This is a genomic window from Microbacterium sp. P2_F9, from assembly GCF_056403635.1.
Window position 1 is genome coordinate 1 of sequence record NZ_JBFUFC010000008.1, and the last position, 22,472, is coordinate 22,472.

Consider the following 22,472-nt stretch of genomic DNA (forward strand, 5'->3'; position numbering starts at 1 on the left):
GCGTCAACAGGACGCACAGGCGCCCGCCGGAGACCGTCAGCACTGCGGTGTCGGTGGCCACCGAGGGCCGCGGGTAGTCCTCAAGGGTCCGCCCCGAGCTGTCGCGATAGGTCACAGGCCGATTTTACGCTGAACTGCGTAATGTCGGAGGCGCCTGGGATGCTGAAGACATGGAAATGACAGACGAACAACTCGACCGGGCGATCGGCGCCGTCCTCGCCTCCGCCGCGGGCGACGCGCTCGGATCGCACTACGAGTTCGGCCCCGCACTGGACGACGCCGTGACGCCGGAGTTCGGAATCGGATGCTTCGGCCACGACGTCGGCGAATGGACCGACGACACCAGCATGGCCCTGCCGATCCTCCAGGTGCTCGCGGATGGCCGCACCCTCGAGGACTCCGCCGCACTCGACGAGATCGTCACCCGCTGGAGCGATTGGTCGCGGACAGCGAAGGATGTCGGCACCCAGACCCGCGGCATCCTCTCGCACCTCACCGACACGACCGCCGACGCAGCGCTCGCCCGCTCGCGTGCCGTGCATGAGTCGACCGGGCGCAGCGCCGGAAACGGATCGCTCATGCGCACGGGCCCGGTCGCCCTCGGCTACCTCGACCGCTCGCCCGGGGAACTGGTCGCGGCCGCAGGTCGGGTCGCGCAGCTGACCCACTGGGAGGACGACAACGTCGACGCGTGTGCGATCTGGTGCCTCGCGATCCGGCACGCGATCCTCACCGGCGAGCTGGATGTCCGCGCGCAGGTGGCGCTGATCCCGGCCGGGCGCCGGGGCCGCTGGACGGGCCTGATCGATGAAGCTCTGGCACCGGGCATCCATCCGCGCGATTTCCAGTCCGGGAACGGCTGGGTGGTGCGGGCATTCCAAGCCGCGCTTGCTGCGGTCAATGGAGCGGCGGCGCTGACGGACGCGCTCGAGCGAGCCGTGCGCGGCGGTGGCGATACCGACACCGTGGCGGCGATCGCGGGGTCGCTCGCAGGCGCGGTGCACGGCGGCAGCGCCGTGCCCCTCGGCTGGAAGCGCCGGCTGCACGGGTGGCCCGGCATCGACGCAGAAGAGCTGACCAGGCTCGCCGGACTCGCCGCGCGCCACGAGACGCTCGAACGCTAGGCGGCACCGCCCGGACTACAGCGGGCCGAAGACCCTGGAGGGATCGGCATCCAGCCCCAGCACTTCGAGCGCACCGAGCAGTTCGCGCTCCTCGTAGCGGAAGTGCGACTCCATGATCGCGCCGATGCCATCGAGATGCCGGCGGAGCACCGCGCCGGGCTCGCCCGACTGCAGCGCGCGATCGAGCTGCGCCAGCAGATGGGCGATCATGCCGTGATCCTGCTCGAGCTTCGCGATCACGGGACGAAGGTCCGGATGCCGCGCCTTCAGTTCGGGGAACAGCCCGGCGTCCTCGCCGACATGGTGCGTGCCGAGGGCCACGCAGAACCCGTGGCAGTAGAGGAGCAGATCGCGGGTCACCGATTCCGGGTCGGATTCGAGGCCGGAGCGCGCGACCTGCAGCGCGGCGCGCAGACGCTCGTGCGCGGTGCGAAGCTCGGCGTCCCACGCGATGAGTCTCGCCCGGTCGCTGTCGCCCACTCCCCCACTCTGGGGCACGGCGAAGCCGATGTCGACCGCGATCTCCTTCGCTCTGGGCGCGTCGGCGCTCCTCCTCCGCCCAAGCCGCGGCGCTGGCTCCTGGGAACTGTTCTGACCCCGTCGAAGGGTCGCCGATCACATCGAGGCATCACTGCATCACGGTGCCTGATGTTATGATGCAGGATGCGCACAACCATCACGCTGACACCTGAGGCCGATGCCCTGGTGCGCCGGATGATGCGAGAGCGCGGACTGTCTTTCAAAGACGCAGTGAACGCCGCGATCGTCGACGGTATCGCCCCACAACCGCGCACCGCCTACGAGACGCCGGTGCGACGCCTGGGCCGGGCGCGCATTCCCCTCGATCGGGCGCTGACCGCGGCATCCGATCTGGAGGACGAAGCGCTCCTGCACAAGCGGGAGCTCGGCAAATGAAGCTCGTCGACGCGAACGTGATGCTCTACGCGGTGGACGCGGATGCCCGCCACCACGAGCAGGCGAAGCGCTGGCTCGATCGCGCCCTCTCGGGGGCCGACACGGTCATGCTGCCGTGGGTGTGCGCGCTCGCATTCGTGCGCCTCACGACCAGCGCGCGGGTCTATGAGAACCCGCTCTCCGTCGACGATGCCCTCGACATCGTCGGGAGCTGGATGTCGCAGCCGAACGTGATCACGCCGGAGCCGGCGAGTGGGCATCTCGAGCGGATGCGCGAGCTGCTCACCCACACCGGATCCGGCGGCAACCTCGTCACCGACGCGCATCTCGCCGCGCTCGCACTCCAGCATCGGGCAACTGTCGTCACGTTCGACAGCGACTTCGGGCGGTTCGACGGGGTCGACTGGATGCGGCCGGAGTAGCCGGGGTCACTCCCCCAAGGCCTCAGGGCGAGGAAAGTCACCCACTTCGACGGCTCGCCCGGCGGAACGTCCATCGGGAACCACACCCGACCGGGAACGATGTCCTCCTGCAGCCACGTGCCGTCGGGCTGACGACGGGAGCGCACAAGCTCGAGAGTCTCGTCCACGCGCGAATCGAGCGGCACTCCATCACGACGTGCGGCCTGGGTGAAGTAGTCGACGGCCTTCAGCGCCGTGAACGGCGCCCGATACGGCCATAGGATCACGGTCGCCCAGCGCGTGACCTGCTCGCCATCGGACAGCCGATAGCGCAGCCGGCGCTCGAGCAGATACTCCTCGCCCCGCTTGCGAGCCGCGCGCAGCTCCGGCGTGCTGCCGGAGATCTCCTCGTACGCGAGGATGCCGCGGAGGGCATTGATCGTGGAGTGGAACGACGATCGGGTGGAGCCCTCGATCCATTCGCAGTTCCACCCGCCGTCGGCGAGCTGGTGCTCGGGAAACCATGCGGCGAGCGCACTCACGTCAGCGCCGAGCCACGCGCCGTTCGCGAGGGTCATCGCGTTGATGCAGACATCCACCTCGCCGTCCCAGTAAGGCAGGTCGTCGTACTCCCACCGCGAGTTGGCCGCGATCTTGGCGGCGGTGCCGGCGAGGGCCGCGGCATCCATCCCCCATTCGCGCAGCGCGGTGAGCGACCAGGTGGTCGCGGTCCATGGCTGACCCGCTTCGTCGTCGGTCATGTCAGCGGGGAAGAACGCCCCACCCGCCCACTGCCCATCGGGATCCTGGTGGGCAAGCAGAGCGGCGCCATTCCCCTCGGTCGCGATGCGTGCCCGGGTCGCCTGCCAGACCTCCGGCGGCGCTCCGACGAGGTCGCGCTCGACCTGCCAGCGCAGCGTCGGATCGGAGTCGAGCAGCCAGGCCATCACGTCCATTCGCCCACGCTAGATCTCACGGCCGACATACGCCACGGATGCCTCTACCCCGCGCCGATCGAACCCACCCGTCGTACGCTCGATGCATGGCGACCGAAGCGGGCTGGTACGACGACGGCTCCGGCAGGCAGCGCTGGTGGGACGGAGCGCGCTGGACGGAGCACTACGTCGACCTCAGCGAGCGGGACATCGCCCTGCACGCGGATGAGGCGACACCGGGTCGCGCTCCGGCCCGAGCGGGCTGGTACGACGACGGTCGTGGTCGCGAGCGTTGGTGGGACGGCGCCCGCTGGACGGACGCGGCCAAGTTCAGCGGCGACGAGCGGTCGCTCGCGGGCATCGTCATCGATGGGCGCTGGATCCACTTCGGGGCGCTGAGTCAGCCGGTCACCGGCGCCGGCGCGGTGCAGGTGACGGGGGCTGAGCTGCTCAAGCGCGGTCGTCTCCAGAAGCCCGCCGTCGCCCGGACGCTCTTCGGACCCTCGGGCCCGATCACCCCGCATCTGCTCAAGCGCTCGGTGCGGGCCGAGGCGACCTACCTCCTCATCGAGGTGGCGGGACAGACCTGGCTCACCGCCGTTCCCCCGGGACAGGATGCCGAGGCCCGGCAGTTCGCGACCTGGATCAACCAGGTCTCGCAGCATTACCGCTACCGGTGATCGGACCAGAGGAACTCACAGCGCGTCCCCAGGTTCGCGGGACCAAAAGCAGCGCGGCATCCGTTCTTCTCTATGGCGCCGCAGCCAGCAGCGCCGATCCAGGAGGGACCACCCAGTGAGCACCGACTACCGCAAGACCCCCGAGGCGCTCGAGCGCCTCACCGACACCCAGTACCAGGTGACCCAGAACGCGGGCACCGAGCCGCCGTTCCGCAACGAGTACTGGAACAACCACGAGGCCGGCATCTACGTCGACGTGGTCTCGGGCGAGCCCCTGTTCTCGTCGCTCGACAAGTACGACAGCGGCACCGGCTGGCCGAGCTTCACCCGGCCCATCGTCCCGGACGCGGTCACCACCAAGACCGACTGGAAGCTCCTGATGCCGCGCACCGAGGTGCGCTCGTCGGCCGCCGAGAGTCACCTGGGGCACGTCTTCAAGGACGGGCCGCGCCAGGCCGGAGGCCTGAGATACTGCATGAATTCGGCTTCGCTGCGCTTCGTCGCCGTCGCCAAACTCGAGGAGCAGGGTTACGGCGAGTACCTGAGCCTGTTCGACAACACCGACAGCACCACCAGCACCAACACCAACACCGAGGAGCACGCATCATGACCAGTGGCAGGACCGACACCGGCATCATCACCCAGACCCCGGGCACCGAGACCGCCGTGCTCGCGGGTGGCTGCTTCTGGGGCATGGAGGATCTCATCCGCCGCCAGCCCGGCGTGCTCGACACCCGCGTCGGGTACACCGGCGGCAAGAACGACCACGCCACGTATCGGCATCACCCCGGTCACGCCGAGGCGGTCGAGATCGTCTTCGACCCCACCAAGACGTCGTTCCGCGACATCCTGGCGTTCTTCTTCCAGATCCACGACCCGTCGACCATGAACCGTCAGGGCAACGACATCGGGTCGAGCTACCGGTCGACCATCTTCCCGCTCTCGCCCGAGCAGGAGCAGGTCGCCCGGGACACGATCGCCGACGTCGACGCATCGGGCCTCTGGCCCGCCAAGGCGGTCACCACGATCGAGCCCGCCGGTCCGTTCTGGGAGGCCGAGCCCGAACACCAGGACTACCTGATCACGTACCCGAACGGGTACACGTGCCACTTCCCGCGCGCGGGATGGGTGCTGCCCAAGCGCTCCGACGCGACCGTCTAGTCGACGCGATGACGGATGCCGGGGCCCGACGGGTCTCGGCATCCGCTCATTTCCGGCACCTAAACTCGAACCCGTTATGAGTCCACTCACCGACGCCCAGATCCGGGCATCGTTCATCAACGCGTCCCGCAGCGAACAGAAAAACGTCACCCTCCCGCCCGACCTCGACGACCTCGTCTGGGACCGGCTCGATTTCCTCGGCTGGCGCGATCCCAAGCTGCCGCACGTCGGATACCTCGTGCTCCACATCGACGACGAGCCCGTCGGCCTGATCCTGCGACAGACCGACACCCGAGCCCGCAGCCGCCCGCAGTGCTCGTGGTGCTCCGACATCCTGCTCCCCAACGACGTTGTGCTCTACACGACCAAGCGCGCGGGCCATGCCGGCCGCCGCGGCGACACGGTCGGCACGCTGATCTGCGAGAACTTCGAGTGCTCGAAGAACGTGCGGACGCTGCCGCCGATGGCCTACATCGGCTTCGACCGCGAAGCAGCCAGAGACCGTCGCATCGAGACGCTGCGCGAGCGCGTCGCCGGATTCGTCCGGGAAGTCCGCGGCGAGATCTGATCAGCGGATGCCGCGGCACGGCCGCCGGGTCGCGACAGCCGTCGCGTCTGCGATCAGCTGTGACGGACGACGACGACCGACACGGGGTCGCCGATGTCCTTGCCGAGCTGCCCCCGCACCTTCGCGTTGAGCGAGACCATGTGGCCACCCGTCCCGGTGACCATCGCGCCCACGTTCTCCAAGCGAACCTCGTCGATGACGGCATCGACGCGCACGGTCTTGCGCGTACCGAAGAATTCGGCGGACCCGGGGATCTCGACGCAGGCCCAGGTCTCGCCCTTGATCTCGATGCCGATCGTGGTGTCGAAGCGAAGTTCGTCTGAAGGAGTCACGCTGATCCGGTCGTTCGCTCCGCGAGCGCGGCGAGCGCGTCGCCCGTGAGGCGCTGGGTGGTCCACTCGTCCATCGGGGTGGCGTCGAGCGAGCGATAGAACGCGATCGCCGGCGCATTCCAGTCGAGGACGGTCCACTCGAGGCGGCTGTATTCCCGCTCGACGCAGACGGCCGCGAGCGACGCGATGAGCGCCTTGCCGTAGCCGCGGCCGCGCTGCGCCTCGTCGACGATGAGGTCCTCGAGCCAGATGCCGTGCCGGCCGGTCCACGTGGAATAGGTGAGGAACCAGATCGCGATGCCGACGATCTCACCCTCGCGCTCCACGACGTGCGCGAACGCCTTCGGTGCGGCGCCGAAGAAGGTCTCGGTGATCGCTTCGACGGTGTTCTCGACGGCATCCGGCTCGCGCTCGTAGACGGCGAGCGCGTGGATGGACGCGAGGATGCCGGGCTCGTCGCCTCGGCGAGCCTCGCGCAGCACGGCACCGTCGGAGAAGGTTCGGGGAGTCACGATTCGAGCGTAGAGGCAGCGGGGCGCGGCATCCGTCGCCGGCGGACCAGAGCGGCGATCAGCCGCCAGCCGACGAGGAACAGGAAGAGCACGATCGACGCGACGATGACGAAGGCGGGCACGACGCCCTGCCCGGTCATGGCACGAAGGACCATTCCGCCGACGACCGTGACCACCCAGAGCCCGAGCCCGGTGCGGATGGGAGCACCCGGAGCACGCCACGCGACGGTGACGGCCCAGCCGACGACGAGTCCGGCGAGGAACGGCCAGGCGGTGTGCCAGAGGCCGGCGAGGGCGTCCTCGTCATGGCTGGCGCGGCCGATCGCGGCGAAGAGGACGACGAGAATCACGTCAAGAACGAAGGAGCCGGCGATTGCCCGAGGAGTGGGCGGGGAACCACTCATCAACGGACCGGTCCGATCGCGGCGAGATCAGGCGTCAGCGCCTCGCGCTCGTCGAAGACGAAGCACTCCCCCGTGAAATGGTCGCTGCCGACCTGCTCGAAGTAGCCGAGGATGCCACCGTCCAGCTGCAGCGCGTCGACGCCGAGGCCGCCGAGGTAGAGCGCCGCCTTCTCGCAGCGGATCCCGCCGGTGCAGAAGCTCACGACGGTCTTGCCTTCGAGGTCCGCGCGGCGCGCGGTCGCGGCATCCGGGAACTGCGTGAACCGTTCGATGCGCCAGTCGAGCGCTCCCTCGAAGGTGCCGTAGTCGACCTCGAACGCGTTGCGGGTGTCCAGCAGCACGACTTCGCGACCCGCGTCGTCGCGTCCCTGGTCCAGCCACCGGCGCAGGGTCGTCGGTGCCACTGCGGGCGCGCGCACCGCGGTGGGTCGGATGGTCGGGTGGTCCATCCGGATGATCTCGCGCTTGACCTTCACGAGCATCTTGCGAAAGGGCTGATCCTCGGACCAGCTCTCCTTCGTGGTGAGCGCTGCGAATCGCGGATCCTCGCGCATTTCGTCGACGAAGCGGCGCACGGCGTCTGGGTCCCCGGCGAGGAAGAGGTTGATCCCCTCCTCGGCGAGCAGGATCGTGCCTTTCAGGCCCGCCGCGTCGGCCCGCGTGCGCAGCAGGGGACGCAGCGCGGCGCAGTCGTCGAGCGCCGTGAAGAGGTACGCGGAGATGTTGAGGACGGATGCCACGGCTCAAGCCTACGGACGACGCGAAGTGCCGAGCGACGGGAGCGCCTAACCCGCGACCGGGCGATCGTCAAGGGGTGGGTCGTCGGTGGCCACCCGGCGGAGGATGAATCTACCCGTCACACCTCGGCGGGGAATGGAGGATCCATGAACGCGTCACTTCCGGAGTCACCCCTTCCCGGACCCGGCGAGGTGCCCGCGGCTCCCTCCGCCCCCACCGGCCCGCCGCAGCCAGGGACTCCCGGCACGCCCGCGACACCACCGCCGAACGCTCCGCAGCCGGTCGCCCCCACGCCCGACGAGCCGCTCGCGCCGAATCCGGCAGAGCCCACCGTCCCGACGCCGACCGAGCCGCTGGCCCCGAATCCGCCGGAGCCGACCATTCCGGCGCCGGCCGAGCCGCTCGCGCCGCGTCCCGACGAGACTCCCCCGCCCGGCCTGGATCAGCCGACGGCCCCGAACCCCGCCGAGCCCGCCCCGATGTAGCCACGGCGGGGTGCGGCATCCGTCGTCATCTCATCGCGGAGGCAAGGCGTCGCCGAGATGTTCTTCGAGCCACCCGCACCACTCCGAGATCGCGTGCCACCGCTCGCAGATGACCYCACCCGCCTCCGGCGTCCACATCCAGTCGGCGGGCGGATCGCTGCGGCGGATGGCCAGGCGCTTGAGCCGCAGGAACTCCACCCGCGGGTGATCCGCGGGGTAGCCACGCGGTGCCGTGCGCAGCGCGTCGTCCGTCGAGAGTTCGAACTCCCGCGCATCGAGCGCCCGCAGGACGGAATCGAGCGAGCGAGCGGATGCCTCGTCGTCGACGAGTTGCCGGAAGCGCGCGAGCGCCGCGGGCGGGACGTCGAAGACTCCGCCGCCGGTGAGGAGGCCCTCCTCGCTCAGGTGCACGTAGTGCGCGACCCGCGCGCGAGTGACCATGCCGATGTGGAGCTTGTAGGGCGACTTGTCCGCACTGAACCGGACATCCCGGTAGGGCCGGAAGATCTTCACCTCACCGAACTCACCTTCGAGATCGGCGGCCAGCTTGAGCATCGGCTCGTGGACATGCCGCTCGTAGCGAATCTTGTTCGCCGTCCACCATTCCTTCGTGTTGTCGCCGCGGAGCTCGGCGTAGAAGGAAAGCGCGTCGCGGTCGAACCCGGAGAAGCCCACGGCGCGATGCTAGTCCCGTCGCCAGTCGCTGTCGCGCCTCAGTCCGATCGCCCGCGGCGACCCCACAGCCCCCCGAACAGGGCGTGCAGCAGGGCGGGAACCGACGCGACCTTGAGGACGGTCCCCAGGACCCGCGCCTCCGGCCGGGCCACGAGGCCGCCGACGAGGAGTCCGGAGAACAAGACAGCCGACACCATCCGGCGGTTCGCCCGCTCCAGCCGTCGCATGCGCTGATTCAGCGCCGGGGAATCGATGGCGAGCTTTCCGCCCTCCAGCCGTGTGGTGAGTGCGTCGAGCCGCTGGGGCAGGCGCGCGTAGACTCCCGCGACCGCGAGCGCCTGCTTCGCGAACGTCTGCACGACATTGCCGCCCTGCTCGCGCAGCAGCTGAGCGGCGAACGGCTCGACGGCACCCCACATGTTGAAGCCCGGGTCGAGAGCGCTGCACATGCCCGAGGTCAGCGACATGGCCCGCACGATCAGGAGGAAGTTCTCCGGCAGCTGGAACGGGAGTGCCCGCACCACATCGCCGAACTCGGTCGCGAAGTCGCGCAGCTCCCGGGGATCGACACGCTGCAGCTCGGACAGGCCCATGCCCCCGAACCGGGCGAACAGCTCGGTCATCGCCCGCTCGAGTTCTGCCGTGTCGGCAGACGGAAGCAGGACGCCTACCTCGTGGATGCTCTCGACGAGTGCCTTGCCGTCGCGCGAGGCGACCGCGATCATCAGCTTCTGCAGGCCTCTGCGCAGGTCGTCGGTGACCTCGCCCATCATCCCGAAGTCGATGAATGTCAAGGTCCAGGTGCGGCCGGTGGCGGCATCCGGAGCGCCCGCAATCGGGGTGACGAAGATGTTGCCCGGATGCGGGTCGGCATGGAAGTAGCCGTCCGAGAAGAGCTGCTCGAACATGACGGCGGCGAACTCGGCCGCGACAGCGGCCGGTTCGATGCCCGCCGCTCGCAGGGCATCGAGGTCGTTGATCTTTATCGCGGTGACATCCGCGAGGGTCAGCACCCGACGGGTGGTGCGCTCCCACACCACCTGCGGAGCATCGACCCGCGGATCCTCGGCGAAGTTCTCGGCGAAGCGCTCCGCGTTGCCGGCTTCGTGGATGTAGTCGATCTCCTGCAGGCTCACATGGGCGAACTCCTCCACAAGGGAGGGCAGGTCCACGTGGTCCGCCACGACTCTCACCCGACTGAGCCACGAGGCGACGCGACGGAGGGCCCGGAGGTCGACGGCGACGATCGCGTCGATGCCCGGCCGCTGGATCTTCACGACCCCCTCATCGATCCCGGTGTCAGCCGCGTCGACGGCCGACAGCCGCACCCGATGGGCCTGGCCGAGGGATGCCGCAGCCAGCGGAGTCGGATCGATCGATGCGAACGCACGCTCGAGGGGCATCCCCAGCTCAGCCTCGGCGATCGCGCGGATAGCCGCGAAGTCCACGGGGGGAACCTCGTCCTGCAGCCCTTCGAGCTCCTTCGTGATCTCGGGCGGCAGCACATCGAGGCGCGACGACATGAACTGGCCGACCTTGATCATGAGCCCGCCGAGCGACACCGCCAGCACGTGGAACCGCTTGGCGATGGTCTCGAGCCGCTTGCCGCGCCCTCGTGCCGACAGCCTTCCGAGCCCGATCCTGGGGAGGAACAGCTCATACCACCACGCCTGGACGATGTATCGCCCAGCGAAGCGCAGAATCCGGCGATAGCGGGCGCGCGAGTCAACTGCGTCGAACATCAAGCCTCCTTGACGCCGACGGGCCGGAGCCGACAATCTCAGTCTTGAGCGAGGATCGAGTACAGCTTACGGCGAGCTTCGTCGAGCACCTCCACCGCCTGCTTCACCTGCTCCGGGGTCCCCGACCGGCCCACCTGCGCGGCCGCCTGAGCGAGATCGATGCCGGCCTTCGGCAGCGCGCTCGTTCGCGGTCCGCCGAGGCCAGTGGACTCCCATGGCGCCGACTTGCCCGTGGATCCCTCTGCTTCGGCGCGCCCCGCATCGGTGAGCGAGTAGGTCTTCTTGCCGCCGGACTCCTCGGCGCTGATCAGGCCCTCATCGGCGAGCATCTGGAGGGTCGGATACACCGAGCCGGCGCTCGGCTTCCACGAGCCGCCGCTGMGCTCCTCGATCTCGTGGATGATCTGGTAACCGTGCATCGGCTGCTCCCCCAAGAGGGCGAGGACGGCGGCACGCACGTCGCCTCGGCCCATGCGCGTGCTGACGCCGACGTTCTTCTCGAACATCGTCTTCAGCTGGTCCAGCCCCTCCCACAGGCTGCCGCCGCCCGGCCAGCCCGAACCCGGCCCGCGACCGTGCGATCCGAAGGGCTCTCCTGCATACGATCCGCTCATGATGACCTCCTAGCTATCGTCGTCCAGCTCTGGACGATATATACCGATATATCGCTGACTGGGCGAAGATGCCAGTGACTTGGCGGATTTCACACGCCGCTCCCAGGTTCGACCGGCTGCCTCAGAATGGTGCGCAGCTTCGCCGGATCGGTGCGGCGGATGTCGCTGAGATAGATCTCGTGGTGCCTGCCCGTCATCCGCAGGCCCCGCGACGGGATGACGTCGCGATGCATCGCCTCCAGGACCGGACCCTCGTCATCGAACGAACCCAGGTGGAGCGTCTGCACGCACCGGCCTTCCGCCAGCGTCGCGATCCGCAGCTTGTCGAGTGCAGGCGCGGCCACCGAAGAGCGGACGCGATCGAACTGGTCGTCGGTGATCCAGTCGGGCACGAGGTTCACGACCGTCCAGCTCCAGCGGGACTTGTCCCGGTCGCTCGTGAAGGCCGCCATGTCTTCCGACCACCAGAGCGCCTCAAGCGGCATGACCGCATAGTCGCGGCCCGACTCCTTCTTGCTCATGAACTTGAGCCGGTAGGCGACCGGGAAGATCGTGGAGACCGCGTCGGCGTATTCGGGTCCATTCGGATCGCCGTGGCCGTCGATCATCAGATACCTCAGCGGGGGCGCATCGACGACGTCGAAGGAGCCACGGCGGGCGCGGTACGCGGAGATCTCCTTCTTGAGGTCGGTCTTGGCGTTCCGGATGCCGTCACTCATGGCATCACCGTACCCATCGACGCGACATGCAATGTTGTGGTTGCAGTTCTTCGCGGATCGTGCAACCATAAAGTTGCAGTATTCATCGAAGACAAGGATCATCATGAGCATGACATTCAACCCGTCGGTGGTCGATGAGGGCCGCTTCGCCGTTCGACGCACGATCCGGATCGCCGCACCGATCGAGAAGGTGTGGTCGGCGGTCACCGACCCCGCGCACATCTCACTGTGGTTCGGCAATGCCGTGCTGGACGGCGCCGGCGTCGGCGCCGCCGGCACGCTGACCTTCCCGGACTACGGGGCGGTGCCACTCCGGATCGAGGCCATCGATGCACCTCGGACGGTCACGTACCGCTGGAGCAACGATGATGCGCTCGGGCACCTGCCCGCCGAGCTCGACGTCGCACACTCGACCGTGTTCACCTTCACCCTCGAGTCGGTGCCGGATGGCACCGAGCTCACCGTGGTCGAGACCGGATTCGAGAACACGTCCGATCCGACCGCCAACCTCGAGAGCCACCGCGAGGGCTGGGACTCCGAGCTCGACAAGCTCGTCGCGCTGCTCGAGGGCGGCTCGTGATCGAGACGCTGGTTCCGGTGTTCGCCGCGCTCGGAGACGAGACCCGGTGGAGCATCCTCGCGGCACTCGGCGAGGGCGACGCTTCGGCGTCTGCCCTCGCCGGGCGCCTGCCGGTGAGTCGCCAGGCGATCGCGAAGCACCTCGCGGTGTTGCACGAGGTAGGCCTCGTGGAACCGATTCGCGTGGGGCGCGAGCTGCAGTACCGCGTGATCGGGTCGCAGCTGAGCGCCACCGCGCAGCGCCTCGACACGATCGGCGCCGAGTGGGACCGCCGCCTCGCCGTGATCAAGGCGATCGCGGAGGGGTCGGCCTAGTTGTAGAAGCCCTCGCGCAGGGAGATGCCGTGCTCGAGCCAGACCTTGAGCGCGGCGAGCATGCCCGTCCAGCCCTCGCAGTTGCCGAACGCTCCCTTCGCGCCGTCGGCGCTCGCGAGCCACGCCGACTCGGTGATCGTCACGAGTGTCCTGGCGCCATCCTCGATCGGCGCGAACTGGAAGGTGACCGTCGTCTTGCCGTCCGCGGCAGCCGCGGCAGCCGCGGCGGTCCAGCGGATCACGATCCGGCGAGGTGGGTCGGTCTCGCTCACGTCGATCGGGAAGGCGCCGGGGAAGTCGTGGAAGTCCCAGGTGACGTCGGCTCCGGCATCCAATCTGCCCTTCGCTCCCCCGGTGGTGAAATACCGGGAGAGCTGAGCAGGGTCGGCCACGGCTTCATAGACCTCCGCGACCGGACGCGCGATACGGCCGGACACGGTGAAGGCGAGTTCTTCCAGCGGTTGCGATGAAGCGGTCGACACACCTCACCGTTACGCCCGCCCCCAGGGGTTGTCAAGGTGGTTCCTGGCACCGGCATCCGCTTCTACCGTCGAAGCATCCACACGACGGAAGGAACGAAGATGGCCACGGCACGTGAAATCATGACGTCAGACCCGCAGTGCATCGGCGAGAACGACACGCTCGTCGACGCGGCGAAGCTTCTCGCGCGCATCGATGTCGGTGCTGTGCCGATCTGCGGCGAGGACAAGCGACTCAAAGGCATGCTCACCGACCGCGACATCGTCGTCAGGGCACTCGCGACAGGCAAGGACCCGAGCACCACGACGGCGGGCAGCCTCGCCACGGGGTCCGTCGTCTGGGTGGATGCCGAAGCCGACGCCGAAGAGGCCATGCGGCTTATGAAGGACAACCAGGTCAGGCGGCTTCCGGTCATCGCCGACCATCTGCTCGTCGGCATCATTAGCCAAGCCGACATAGCGCGCTCGATGTCGCCCGAGGCGACCGGCGAGGTGGTCGAGGAGATCTCCGAGTAGAGCCGAGGACCGTCGCGCGGCGAGGGCGCGGCGGCGAGGCATCCCGTCCGTCCCCGCCTAACCTGGCCACATGGTGGCCAGCAACAGCCGACGCGCGCGCGCAGCGCGCAGACGCGTTCGGCGCGTTGCGGCGGCGAACAACGACCTGACCGCAGCCGAATGGGACAGCATTCGTGAAGCATGGGCGGCGTGCGCGTACTGCGGCGCGACCGGCGTGCCGCTCCAGCGAGACTGCGTCCAGCCGATCTCGCGTGGTGGGCGCTACACCCTCGACAATGTCGTCCCCGCCTGCGGGTCGTGCAACGCAAGCAAGTCCAACTCCGAAGTCACCTCGTGGATGCGCCGGCGACGCCTCGACGAGCCGGCATTCCTCCTGCGCTACCGCGAAGTGACGGTGCTTCTGCGACCGCCGTTGGCCGTCAGCAATCCGCCCCAGTCCACCCCGGCTGAATCGGCCTGAGACATACTGCGGGGGAAGGCGATAGTCGCCCTCCCCCGCAGTGCGTGAAGTACAGGTACTAGGAGGCAGCCGCCTTCGGGGTCACTTCGATGACCAGGTCACCCGGCTTGACGGTTCCCTCGAGCACCGGCGACACCTCACCGAAGTCGTCAGCGTTGAGCACGATGACCGGGGTGATCAGCGGGTAGCCCGCATCTTCGATCACCTTGCGGTCGAACACCACCAGCGGGGTGCCGAGCTCGACCCGGTCGCCGTTCTTGACCTTCACGTCGAAGCCCTTGCCCGCGAGGTTCACGGTGTCGATGCCCACATGGATCAGAACCTCGAGCCCGCCGTCCAGCACGAGACCGAACGCGTGTCCTGTCGGCTGGGCCGCAGCGACGGTGCCGGCTCCCGGCGAGAACACCGTGTTGCCGCTCGGGATGATCGCCACGCCCGGTCCCATGACTCCGCCAGCGAAGACGGGATCGGGCACCTCGGAGATCGGCACGACCTGGCCTGCGAGGGGGGACCCGACCTCGAGTACGACGCGGTCGAGCAGCGCCGTCCCCGCCACCGTCGCCGTCGCGACCGCAGCGGCGGCCGCGGCCGGCCTGGCGTCGGATGCGTCGATCGCTCGCGATTCGGCCGCCTCGACCGATGCCGCCGAGACATGTTCAGCGGCAGCCGTAGCCTCAGCGGCGTCGCGCACCGCCTCGAACTCCGCCTGCTGCTCCTTGGTGCGGAAGTTCGACCCGATCACGAGGAACATCGACGTGAAGAAGGCGCCGGCGATCGCGATCGCGTAGAGCCCGATCGGGTTGAACGCCGGAATCGTGAGCAGCGAGGTGAACACGAACGCGTTGGTCGTGACGCCGTCCGGCAGACCCAGGATCAGACTGCCGGTGCCGATGATCAGACCGCCGACGAAGCATCCGACGAGCATGCGTGGATAGATGCGCTTGAAGCGCAGATGGATTCCATACAGCGACGGCTCCGAGATGCCGCCGAGCAGACCCGCGGCGAGAGCACCGGTCGCGGTCTGCCGCATCTGCTGGTCGCGGTGGCGGAGCGAGAGCACGAGCACGCCTGCCGTCGCGCCGAAGCACGCGAAGTTCCACGCGCCCATGGGGCCCTGGATGAAGTCATAGCCGAGTGTGTTGATGTTCAGCAGCATGACGGCGTTGATGGGCCAGTGCAGGCCGAGCGGCACCATGAACGGATACGCGAGCGGGATGACGATCGCGAAGATGAACGGTGACCATTGGTTGATCGCCGCGAGACCCTGCGCGAGCGCGGCACCCGCGTAGACGCCGATCGGGCCGATGATGAAGGCCGTCAGCGGGATCATGATGAGCATCGCGAAGAACGGCACGAAGATGAGCTGCAGGTTCGCCGAGATGATCTTGCGCAGCAGCTTGTAAAGCGGTCCCAGTACGGCTGCCATGAGCAGCGGCGGGAACACCTGGGAGCTGTAGTCGAAGATCGTCAGCGGGAAGCCGAAGATCGGGACGATGAAGACCGTCGAGCCGAACACGACCTGCTCGGTCGCCTCGGCCTTGAGGGCGGTGAACCMCGGCAGCATGAGCACGGCCATGATCGCGAAACCCACCCACGGGTCGGMGCCGATCTTCTTCGATGCGTTGTACGCGACCATGAGCGGCAGGAAGACGAAGACAGATTGCCACATCAGGTTGATGAACGCCCACGACGGGTCGAGTGTCACGCCGGGCGCGTTCCAGTCGGGGATGACGTCGAGTGTCGCCATGAGCGCCATGAAGGTGATGAAGAAGGATGCCCCGAGCAGAGCGCCGAGGATCGGCCGGAAGGAGTCCGACAGGAACTCGAAGAACGAGTCGATCCATGCGACCTTGCCCCGGACGCCCTTCGCGCGCTCCCGAGCCTTGATCGCGTCGAGATCGTCGTCGTCACCGCCGGACGGTGCTGCCACGGTCCGGCCGGTCATCTCGGGCAGCGCATTGATGTCGTTGTAGACGGTCTGCACGGCGCCGCCGATGACGACCTGGTAGCGGTTGCCCGCCTGGGGCACCGCGCCCATCACGCCGGGGATCGCCTCGACGACCTTCTGGTCGACTGCGCTGCCGTCCACCAACTGGAACCTCAGCCTCGTCGCGCAGTGCGTGAGGCTCTCGATATTTCCCGCACCACCGACGCTCTTGACGATGTCGGCTGCAGTGTTACTGGCCATTCACTCGCTCCTTCGAAGTCCCCCGTCGCGGACGACGACCGATCATGCAGAGATTTCACAGGAATGGGCCGTCGCTCCGGATGCTATACCCGTAGTCGGGGGCAACTGAAGGGGTCTCCCGGCGCGCCGGATGCTCCATGCATTCATTGGAATGCATCAGTCGCGTGTGCCGTTGCACACCACATGCAGCGCTTCGGAACCCTCTCCTTCGGCCACTACGGCCCCCTCGGCGGAGGCCGGCAGCTGACCGCCGGCGACTCCATGCGACAGGCAATCGACCTCGCCCAGGGGATGGACGACCTCGGCGTCGACGGCACATACTTCCGCGTCCACCACTTCGCCCGGCAGCAGTCCTCCCCCATGCCGCTCCTGGCGGCGATTGCCGCCCGTACGAAGCGGATCGAGGTCGGCACCGGGGTCATCGACATGCGCTACGAGAACCCGCTCTACCTCGCCGAGGAAGCGGCATCCGTGGATCTCATCAGCGACGGGAGACTTGCGCTCGGCGTCAGCCGCGGCTCACCCGAGACGGTGGTGCGCGGCTATGAGACGTTCGGCTACACGGGGTCGGACGACCCCCGCGGCGCGGACATCGCGCGCGACCACTTCTCGACCTTCCTGCGCGCGATCGAAGGCGAAGGGCTCGCGGAGCGGGATGCCTCGAGCCCGTTCGGCGGCGGTCCTTCGACAGGCTCAGGGACCGACTTGCAGCGCATCGAGCCGTACTCCCCCGGTCTGCGGTCGCGGATCTGGTGGGGCGCCGGCAACAGCGACTCCGCGGAGTGGGCGGGACGGATCGGCGTGAACCTCATGTCGTCCACCCTGCTGACCGAGTACCGCGGGCTCCCGTTCGACGAGCTGCAGGCACAGCAGATCGAGGTGTTCCGCACGGCCTGGCGCGAAGCCGGGCACGCCGGCGAGCCGCGCGCGTCGGTGAGCCGCAGCATCTTCCCGATCACCACCGCCGAAGAGGAGATGTACTTCGGCGGGCGCCAGGACGGCGACCAGGTCGGCGTGATCGACGGCATGCAGTCGACCTTCGGCAAGACGTATGCCGCTGCGCCCGATGTACTCGTCGAGCAACTGCTGGCGGATGCCGCGATCCGCAGCGCCGATACGCTCATGCTCACGATCCCGAGCCAGCTCGGGGTCGAGTTCAACCTGCGCCTCGTCGAGTCGTTTGCGAAGTACGTCGCCCCGGCGCTCGGCTGGACCGGCACGCGCGCCGCCTGAGCGAGCGCCGCTCAGCCCAGGAAGGTGTTCGGGTCGAATTCGTCGATCGGGATGACCCGGATGCGCGGCAGAGGCGCGTCGAAGACGCGGGCGTCGTACTCGAGGTCGAACTTCTCGATGCCCTCGAGCGCGTTGAAGCCCGCGTTGCGGAACTCCGTGAATGCGACGACTCCCACCCGGCGGTCCTCGCCGATGAGCGCACCGACATCCTGCAGGAAGTCCCCGTCGTGGCTCACGAGCATGACATCGGCGGAGCGCGGCTCGAGCGCCTGCAGCGTCCGCTGGATCGCGATGTCGACGACCTTCTCGTCAGGCGCACCGGCCAGGGGCACGACGACGAAGTCCATCGCCTTGAGCGCCTGGACGAACGCCATCGGGATGCCGGACGAGGCGTTGAGGAAGAACACGCCCTGCGCGTGCTGAGACCACACGCGGGCGCAGAACGAGATGAGTCGATCCCACCGCGGCCGCTCATCCGGCTGCGGTCGACGCCCCAGAATCGCGGTGCCGAAGGTGGCATCGATGTTCTCGCCATCCACCAGCACCCAGGTGATGCGACCGTCGTTCGCCATGTCCCGCCTCCGTCGCGCACCGCAGTGGTCCGCTGGTCCTGATCCTATGGGGCGGAGGCGACGACCAGACTCGCAGTGGCCCACGCGCGAGAGCGCCCCCCGCACGCGGCGGGGAGCGCTCTCGGAACCAGCTGGAGGGTTACGCGGCCTTCTTGCGACCGGCGATGAGCCAGTAGATCAGCAGCACGATGAACGAGCCGACGATCGCGAGCACCCAGGTCCAGATCGAGAAGAAGTCGCCGAGGGGGGCGTTGAACAGGACGCTGCCGAGCCAGCCGCCCAGGAGTGCGCCGACGACGCCGAGGAGGAGGGTGATGAGCCATCCGCCGCCTTGCCGACCGGGCATGAGGAGCTTGGCGATCGCTCCCGCGATCAGACCAAGGATCAGAAATGCAATGAATCCCATGAGGGTGCTCCTTCGTTGTGAAGCGCTCCGGGCATCGTTGTCCGGAGGTCATGAGCGTATTCCTCATGGTATTGCGCGCTGGGAAGGCCTCGGCGTGTCCGGAATCGTCGTGATGAGAATGCAATGTGCGCGGGGAAGCGGGCCGCGGTATCCGTTTATGAAGTCACGTAATCATGAACTAAGGTAACGATATGCACTCGCCCATTCTGCTGGATCGTCTGCTCGAGGTCGGCGAGCTGTTCCAGCGCGATATGACACGCGCCTTCGACGGCACCGCACTGTCGTCGGCGCGGATGCGGGTGCTCTGGGTCATCCACCACACCGGGCCGCTCACTCAGCAGTCGCTGGCGACGAATCTCGCAGTGACCCCCCGGAACGTCAGCGGGCTCGTCGACGCACTCGAAGCCACTGGGTTCGTCGTGCGAGGCCCACATCCCACCGATCGCCGGGCGACGCTGGTCACCCTCACCGCGACCGGCATGCAGCTCATGGGCCGGACCGTGCGCGAGCACGCCGACCTGAGCGCGACGCTGCTCGATGCCGTGCACGCGGATGATCGCGCGTCGCTCGAGCGCGGACTCGACGCCGTGCTGGCGCGCCTGCGAGGGCTGGTCGCCGAAGCAGAAGCCGACGACGAAGCGGCGGAGTCGTGACCACGACCGAGGCGCCCCGCAGGATCGTCGCGATCGGGTCGCTGCTGTGGCGAGCGGTCCTGATGGAGCTGCGGGTCTACGCGAACATCGGCCGTGCGATCGTCCGTCGTCCAGCGCTCCCGGTCGGCGCCTCGGGGTTCGGCTACCACCGTCCCGTGCTGACGATCCTGCTCGTCTTCATCGGACTGTCGGCGATCGAGATCCCGATCATCGACCTCATCGCGCAGCGCTGGCCGGCCGCACGGGTCGGGCTCCTCATCCTCGGCATCTGGGGCGTCACCTGGATGGTCGGTCTGCTCTGCGCGTACCTGATGCGTCCGCACACCGTGGGGCCCGATGGCATCCGCGCTCGGCAGGGCTTGGAGATCGACATCCCGCTCGCGTGGGACGACGTCGCCTCGGTCGCCCGAAAGCTGGTCATCGACGCGCCGAAGGCGCCCCGCATCGCCGACACCGAGGGCGTACGGATTCTGTCACTCCGGATGCAGAACGAGACCAATGTCGAGATCCTCCTGGAGCGACCGACGGAGGTGCGGCTCCCGGGACACGCCCCGAAGGGCGGGGCTCAGGTGGTCGAGGCTGTGCGGCTGTGGACCGACGACCTCGACGGCTTCATGGCCGCCGTGCGCGAGCACATGCCCTAGTCGCGGAGTGCCCGCCAGTCGGGAGACTGACGGGCAGGTGATCTTGCCTCGGAGCTCTAGTAGCCGACCGCCGTCAGCGCGAACGCGATCTGCTCGGCGCTGTATTCCTCGTAATCCAACTGATCAGCGAGTTCGTCACGCGAGAATGAAGAGTGGTCCAGGTAGGACTGAGCCGACTCAGCCGCCTCCTGGTTCCAGTCGGCGCCCGCCGCGTCCGTCGCCCAAGTGGCCTCGTCCGTGGTGTATCCCTCATACTCCAACTGGCCGATCAGGCCAGCGCGCGAGAAGCTGCTGTGCTTGAGATAGGACTGCGCCGACTCCAGCGCGTTCTCCTGCGCGAGGTTGAGTACACGCTTCTTCTMGACGGTCAGCGTGATCGTGGATCCCTCCTCGACCTCGCCCGACTCGGCGACCGCGAGGACCTTCGCGCCCTCGAGTCCATCGCCGTCGTCTGTCACCTCGAGGCCGAGCGCCTCCAGCGCCGCGACGGCATCCGTCAGCGGCATCCCGACGAGGTCAGCCGGCACGGTGACCATCACCGGCGCCGCGACCTCCTCCACCTGGGATGTGCTGACTGAGCTACTGGCCGCCGGATCCGAGGATCCGTTGGCGACTGACGAGATACCGGCGACGGCGAGCGTGGCCGCCAGCACGGAACCGGCGATGATCAAGCCCTTCTTTTTCTTCTTCTTCGGCTTCTTTCCGTCGGACGGCTCGGCAAGCGGAGCCGGCGGAGCGGGCGGAGCCGGCGGAGCGGCGGGGGCTGCCGGACGCGTCTGGTCGGTCCACTGCGTGCCGTCGAACCAACGCTCGAATCCGGGCCGATTGGTGTCGGGGTACCAGGCTGCTGGCGGAGAAGTGGTTTCCTGCGGGGTCTGAGTGCTCATCGGAGCCTCCATGTATCTCGTGGCTTCGGTGGGTGAATTGGCCCAACGACCCGATGCCGCGCGATGCAGAAGGAAAGATGCAGGAATGGGTGAGTCACCTATCCCCGCGGCGGATTCCGAGGCGGACTCTGCTGCCCTGGGCTCGACTTACGCCGCGCCGTCCTTAGAATCCGATTCGCGCTTGATCTGGTGTTTTCAGTTTAGCGTATGTGGTCAGACCACACCCTGCGAGGGAACCGTGAAGGTCCTGGAGTTGCCTGGGCGCAAGACGACGCGCCCGCGTTGCTCACCAGGTGGAGACGTACTCCGAGACGCGCTGCTGCGCGGCCTGCTCGATAAGCGGCAGACCGCGGCTGACGGCCTGCTCGATGCGCTGTTCGACGCTGCCCTCACGCAGGCGGTAGCCGTCGAAGTCGCTCGTGCTTGCATAGACGCCGAGCGGCAGGGTGAGCGACTGGAAGAACCCGAACAGCGGGCGCAGCTGGTGCTCGATGATGAGCGCGTGGCGCTCTCCCCCGCCGGTGGCGCCGAGGAGGACGGGCTGGCCGACGAGAGCGTACTGATCCACGAAGTCGAAGAGGTGCTTGAACAGGCCGGTGAAGCTCGCCCGGTAGACGGGACTCGCGACGATGAGCAGGTCGGCGCTCTCGATGTCGAGGAGTGCCTGCTCGACATTCTCCGGCAGATCGGAGCGCTTCAGCGAGCCGGCGAGTGAAGGGCCGAGCTTGGCGATCTCGATCAGCTGCGCGTCCACGGGCACCTTGCGCCCGACGGCCGCGATGAGCGCCTCGACGAGCGCGCTCGTCTTGCTCGGCTCGTGCAGCGAGCCCGACACGCCGACGACCTTGAGCGGTCGGCGGACGGAGCCCGCGAGGGTGCTGGAGGACTCGATGCGGTCTGTGATCGTCGTCATGCGTCGACCGTACGGCGATCCGGCTCGGGGCGCGCAGGCGCTCCGACTCAGGGCGTCACACGAACGTCATGCCGCGTAACGGTCCGCCCTCACCACCGAAAACCCCGGATAGCGTCGTAATCCCGCACGGAACTTCAACGCCCGCGCGAGAACCGACATCCGCACGCGCGAGAGGCACACACCGCCATGACCGACTTCTTCGACCGCGAGGGCGACCGCGCCTACACCCGCGTCTACAAGGCCGAGACCCCCGACATCCTCAAGGCCTGGGCCGAGTTCGACGGCGCCGTGTTCGCCGCCGAGGGTCGCGAGATCCCGCTGAAGTACCGCGAGCTCATCGCGCTGGCTGTGGGCATCACGACGCAGTGCACGTACTGCATCGACGGACACTCGCAGAAGGCGGTCCGCGCCGGCGCGACCGAGGCCGAACTCGCCGAGACCGCGTGGGTCGCCGCCGCGATCAAGGCAGGCGGCGCCGTCGCGCACGGCCGCCTCGGCTTCAAGTTCGCGCAGGACGCAGTTCCCGTCCACCAGCACTGACCCGCTGCGTGTCACAACTCCGCCTCGGGGCCGCCTGAAAGCGGCCCTGACCCCTGATGACGCGGGGCTGGGCCGACCACAG

At 68.1% G+C, this 22,472-nt stretch carries 31 protein-coding genes and 1 pseudogene; 16 read left to right on the forward strand and 16 right to left on the reverse strand.

Annotated features, from left to right (window positions below; all coding sequences use genetic code 11):
- The first annotated feature begins 176 nt into the window (after positions 1 to 176).
- Positions 177 to 1,124, forward strand: a complete 948-nt coding sequence (locus AC1DVT_RS01630) for an ADP-ribosylglycohydrolase family protein (RefSeq protein WP_477385961.1) — start codon at positions 177 to 179, stop codon at positions 1,122 to 1,124.
- 15 nt (positions 1,125 to 1,139) lie between these two features.
- Here AC1DVT_RS01630 and AC1DVT_RS01635 read toward each other — a convergent pair whose 3' ends face one another.
- Entirely contained in the window at positions 1,140 to 1,604 is a 465-nt protein-coding gene (locus AC1DVT_RS01635) for a hemerythrin domain-containing protein (RefSeq protein ID WP_477385963.1), read from the reverse strand.
- Positions 1,605 to 1,787: 183 nt separating this feature from the next.
- Here AC1DVT_RS01635 and AC1DVT_RS01640 point away from each other — a divergent pair, with 183 nt between their 5' ends.
- Together AC1DVT_RS01640 and AC1DVT_RS01645 are read left to right on the forward strand one after the other, a co-directional pair.
- Entirely contained in the window at positions 1,788 to 2,039 is a 252-nt protein-coding gene (locus AC1DVT_RS01640; protein WP_477385965.1) for an antitoxin, read from the forward strand.
- A gap of 20 nt (positions 2,040 to 2,059) precedes the next feature.
- The gene (locus AC1DVT_RS01645; protein WP_477386029.1) at positions 2,060 to 2,461 is read left to right on the forward strand and encodes a TA system VapC family ribonuclease toxin; all 402 of its coding nucleotides are present in this window, start codon (positions 2,060 to 2,062) and stop codon (positions 2,459 to 2,461) included.
- A gap of 20 nt (positions 2,462 to 2,481) precedes the next feature.
- On the opposite strand, the pseudogene AC1DVT_RS01650 reads toward AC1DVT_RS01645, so the two are convergent.
- Positions 2,482 to 3,396, reverse strand: a pseudogene (locus tag AC1DVT_RS01650) (squalene cyclase); the annotation flags it as partial.
- 86 nt (positions 3,397 to 3,482) lie between these two features.
- On the opposite strand from AC1DVT_RS01650, the gene AC1DVT_RS01655 reads away from it, so the two are divergent.
- From AC1DVT_RS01655 to AC1DVT_RS01670, 4 genes are all read left to right on the forward strand, one after another.
- Positions 3,483 to 4,055, forward strand: a complete 573-nt coding sequence (locus AC1DVT_RS01655) for a DUF2510 domain-containing protein (RefSeq protein ID WP_477385967.1) — start codon at positions 3,483 to 3,485, stop codon at positions 4,053 to 4,055.
- Positions 4,056 to 4,170: 115 nt separating this feature from the next.
- The gene (gene msrB / locus AC1DVT_RS01660) at positions 4,171 to 4,665 is read left to right on the forward strand and encodes a peptide-methionine (R)-S-oxide reductase MsrB (protein WP_477385969.1); all 495 of its coding nucleotides are present in this window, start codon (positions 4,171 to 4,173) and stop codon (positions 4,663 to 4,665) included.
- Positions 4,662 to 5,216 carry a peptide-methionine (S)-S-oxide reductase MsrA gene (msrA, locus tag AC1DVT_RS01665; RefSeq protein ID WP_457099200.1) on the forward strand — a complete coding sequence of 185 codons (555 nt, stop codon included), beginning with the start codon at positions 4,662 to 4,664 and terminating at the stop codon, positions 5,214 to 5,216. Before msrB ends, msrA begins: the two co-directional genes overlap by 4 nt.
- 76 nt (positions 5,217 to 5,292) lie before the next feature.
- Complete coding sequence (locus AC1DVT_RS01670) at positions 5,293 to 5,784, forward strand: FBP domain-containing protein (protein WP_477385971.1); 492 nt, start codon at positions 5,293 to 5,295, stop codon at positions 5,782 to 5,784.
- A 53-nt stretch (positions 5,785 to 5,837) separates the two neighbouring features.
- Here AC1DVT_RS01670 and AC1DVT_RS01675 read toward each other — a convergent pair whose 3' ends face one another.
- Genes AC1DVT_RS01675 through AC1DVT_RS01690 form a run of 4 tightly spaced genes read right to left on the reverse strand, consistent with a single transcriptional unit; the run spans position 5,838 to position 7,772 of the window.
- Positions 5,838 to 6,116 carry a DUF1905 domain-containing protein gene (locus tag AC1DVT_RS01675; protein ID WP_477385973.1) on the reverse strand — a complete coding sequence of 93 codons (279 nt, stop codon included), beginning with the start codon at positions 6,114 to 6,116 and terminating at the stop codon, positions 5,838 to 5,840.
- On the reverse strand, positions 6,113 to 6,628 hold the full coding sequence (locus tag AC1DVT_RS01680; protein ID WP_477385975.1) for an N-acetyltransferase family protein: 516 nt from the start codon (positions 6,626 to 6,628) through the stop codon (positions 6,113 to 6,115). Before AC1DVT_RS01680 ends, AC1DVT_RS01675 begins: the two co-directional genes overlap by 4 nt.
- The gene (locus AC1DVT_RS01685; protein ID WP_477385977.1) at positions 6,625 to 7,032 is read right to left on the reverse strand and encodes a DUF3054 domain-containing protein; all 408 of its coding nucleotides are present in this window, start codon (positions 7,030 to 7,032) and stop codon (positions 6,625 to 6,627) included. Before AC1DVT_RS01685 ends, AC1DVT_RS01680 begins: the two co-directional genes overlap by 4 nt.
- Positions 7,032 to 7,772 (reverse strand): sulfurtransferase, encoded by a 741-nt coding sequence (locus AC1DVT_RS01690; RefSeq protein ID WP_477385979.1) that lies wholly within the window; start codon positions 7,770 to 7,772, stop codon positions 7,032 to 7,034. Before AC1DVT_RS01690 ends, AC1DVT_RS01685 begins: the two co-directional genes overlap by 1 nt.
- 144 nt (positions 7,773 to 7,916) lie before the next feature.
- Between AC1DVT_RS01690 and AC1DVT_RS01695 the strand changes: the two genes are divergently transcribed.
- Complete coding sequence (locus tag AC1DVT_RS01695) at positions 7,917 to 8,255, forward strand: hypothetical protein (protein ID WP_477385981.1); 339 nt, start codon at positions 7,917 to 7,919, stop codon at positions 8,253 to 8,255.
- Positions 8,256 to 8,285: 30 nt separating this feature from the next.
- On the opposite strand, the gene AC1DVT_RS01700 is transcribed toward AC1DVT_RS01695, so the two are convergent.
- The 4 genes from AC1DVT_RS01700 to AC1DVT_RS01715 form a co-directional block, all read right to left on the reverse strand.
- Positions 8,286 to 8,930: a DUF2461 domain-containing protein gene (locus tag AC1DVT_RS01700; protein WP_477385983.1), complete on the reverse strand. Its 645-nt coding sequence runs from the start codon at positions 8,928 to 8,930 to the stop codon at positions 8,286 to 8,288.
- A 38-nt stretch (positions 8,931 to 8,968) separates the two neighbouring features.
- Positions 8,969 to 10,672: an ABC1 kinase family protein gene (locus AC1DVT_RS01705; RefSeq protein ID WP_477385985.1), complete on the reverse strand. Its 1,704-nt coding sequence runs from the start codon at positions 10,670 to 10,672 to the stop codon at positions 8,969 to 8,971.
- A 38-nt stretch (positions 10,673 to 10,710) separates the two neighbouring features.
- Positions 10,711 to 11,286, reverse strand: a complete 576-nt coding sequence (locus tag AC1DVT_RS01710; RefSeq protein ID WP_477385986.1) for a PadR family transcriptional regulator — start codon at positions 11,284 to 11,286, stop codon at positions 10,711 to 10,713.
- A gap of 89 nt (positions 11,287 to 11,375) precedes the next feature.
- Entirely contained in the window at positions 11,376 to 12,005 is a 630-nt protein-coding gene (locus AC1DVT_RS01715; protein WP_477385988.1) for a GyrI-like domain-containing protein, read from the reverse strand.
- A 103-nt stretch (positions 12,006 to 12,108) separates the two neighbouring features.
- Between AC1DVT_RS01715 and AC1DVT_RS01720 the strand changes: the two genes are divergently transcribed.
- Both AC1DVT_RS01720 and AC1DVT_RS01725 read left to right on the forward strand, forming a co-directional pair.
- Positions 12,109 to 12,585: an SRPBCC domain-containing protein gene (locus AC1DVT_RS01720; RefSeq protein WP_477385990.1), complete on the forward strand. Its 477-nt coding sequence runs from the start codon at positions 12,109 to 12,111 to the stop codon at positions 12,583 to 12,585.
- Positions 12,582 to 12,899: an ArsR/SmtB family transcription factor gene (locus AC1DVT_RS01725; RefSeq protein ID WP_477385992.1), complete on the forward strand. Its 318-nt coding sequence runs from the start codon at positions 12,582 to 12,584 to the stop codon at positions 12,897 to 12,899. The genes AC1DVT_RS01720 and AC1DVT_RS01725 overlap by 4 nt, the downstream gene beginning before the upstream one ends.
- Here the strand turns inward: AC1DVT_RS01725 and AC1DVT_RS01730 are convergent.
- Positions 12,896 to 13,381 (reverse strand): SRPBCC domain-containing protein, encoded by a 486-nt coding sequence (locus tag AC1DVT_RS01730; RefSeq protein ID WP_477385994.1) that lies wholly within the window; start codon positions 13,379 to 13,381, stop codon positions 12,896 to 12,898. The two genes, AC1DVT_RS01725 and AC1DVT_RS01730, sit on opposite strands and share 4 nt — an antisense overlap.
- Before the next feature lie 99 nt (positions 13,382 to 13,480).
- On the opposite strand from AC1DVT_RS01730, the gene AC1DVT_RS01735 reads away from it, so the two are divergent.
- Entirely contained in the window at positions 13,481 to 13,894 is a 414-nt protein-coding gene (locus AC1DVT_RS01735) for a CBS domain-containing protein (RefSeq protein WP_457099186.1), read from the forward strand.
- 70 nt (positions 13,895 to 13,964) lie between these two features.
- Positions 13,965 to 14,354: an HNH endonuclease gene (locus tag AC1DVT_RS01740; protein WP_477385996.1), complete on the forward strand. Its 390-nt coding sequence runs from the start codon at positions 13,965 to 13,967 to the stop codon at positions 14,352 to 14,354.
- A gap of 58 nt (positions 14,355 to 14,412) precedes the next feature.
- Here AC1DVT_RS01740 and AC1DVT_RS01745 read toward each other — a convergent pair whose 3' ends face one another.
- Positions 14,413 to 16,542 carry a glucose PTS transporter subunit IIA gene (locus tag AC1DVT_RS01745; RefSeq protein ID WP_477385998.1) on the reverse strand — a complete coding sequence of 710 codons (2,130 nt, stop codon included), beginning with the start codon at positions 16,540 to 16,542 and terminating at the stop codon, positions 14,413 to 14,415.
- Between the two features lie 183 nt (positions 16,543 to 16,725).
- Here AC1DVT_RS01745 and AC1DVT_RS01750 point away from each other — a divergent pair, with 183 nt between their 5' ends.
- The gene (locus AC1DVT_RS01750; protein WP_477386000.1) at positions 16,726 to 17,775 is read left to right on the forward strand and encodes an LLM class flavin-dependent oxidoreductase; all 1,050 of its coding nucleotides are present in this window, start codon (positions 16,726 to 16,728) and stop codon (positions 17,773 to 17,775) included.
- Between the two features lie 11 nt (positions 17,776 to 17,786).
- Here the strand turns inward: AC1DVT_RS01750 and AC1DVT_RS01755 are convergent, their stop codons facing one another.
- Together AC1DVT_RS01755 and AC1DVT_RS01760 are read right to left on the reverse strand one after the other, a co-directional pair.
- On the reverse strand, positions 17,787 to 18,347 hold the full coding sequence (locus AC1DVT_RS01755; RefSeq protein WP_457099182.1) for an NYN domain-containing protein: 561 nt from the start codon (positions 18,345 to 18,347) through the stop codon (positions 17,787 to 17,789).
- Between the two features lie 139 nt (positions 18,348 to 18,486).
- A complete protein-coding gene (locus AC1DVT_RS01760; RefSeq protein ID WP_457099181.1) occupies positions 18,487 to 18,753 on the reverse strand; it encodes a GlsB/YeaQ/YmgE family stress response membrane protein in 267 nt (88 codons plus the stop codon).
- 191 nt (positions 18,754 to 18,944) lie between these two features.
- Here AC1DVT_RS01760 and AC1DVT_RS01765 point away from each other — a divergent pair, with 191 nt between their 5' ends.
- Positions 18,945 to 19,406: a MarR family winged helix-turn-helix transcriptional regulator gene (locus AC1DVT_RS01765; RefSeq protein ID WP_457099180.1), complete on the forward strand. Its 462-nt coding sequence runs from the start codon at positions 18,945 to 18,947 to the stop codon at positions 19,404 to 19,406.
- Entirely contained in the window at positions 19,403 to 20,050 is a 648-nt protein-coding gene (locus AC1DVT_RS01770; protein WP_457099179.1) for a hypothetical protein, read from the forward strand. The genes AC1DVT_RS01765 and AC1DVT_RS01770 overlap by 4 nt, the downstream gene beginning before the upstream one ends.
- Before the next feature lie 56 nt (positions 20,051 to 20,106).
- Here AC1DVT_RS01770 and AC1DVT_RS01775 read toward each other — a convergent pair whose 3' ends face one another.
- Together AC1DVT_RS01775 and msuE are read right to left on the reverse strand one after the other, a co-directional pair.
- Complete coding sequence (locus AC1DVT_RS01775) at positions 20,107 to 20,937, reverse strand: Ltp family lipoprotein (protein ID WP_477386003.1); 831 nt, start codon at positions 20,935 to 20,937, stop codon at positions 20,107 to 20,109.
- 286 nt (positions 20,938 to 21,223) lie between these two features.
- Positions 21,224 to 21,850 carry an FMN reductase gene (gene msuE, locus AC1DVT_RS01780; RefSeq protein ID WP_457099177.1) on the reverse strand — a complete coding sequence of 209 codons (627 nt, stop codon included), beginning with the start codon at positions 21,848 to 21,850 and terminating at the stop codon, positions 21,224 to 21,226.
- A 186-nt stretch (positions 21,851 to 22,036) separates the two neighbouring features.
- Here msuE and AC1DVT_RS01785 point away from each other — a divergent pair, with 186 nt between their 5' ends.
- Positions 22,037 to 22,390 (forward strand): carboxymuconolactone decarboxylase family protein, encoded by a 354-nt coding sequence (locus AC1DVT_RS01785; RefSeq protein WP_457099176.1) that lies wholly within the window; start codon positions 22,037 to 22,039, stop codon positions 22,388 to 22,390.
- The last annotated feature ends 82 nt before the right edge of the window (positions 22,391 to 22,472 follow it).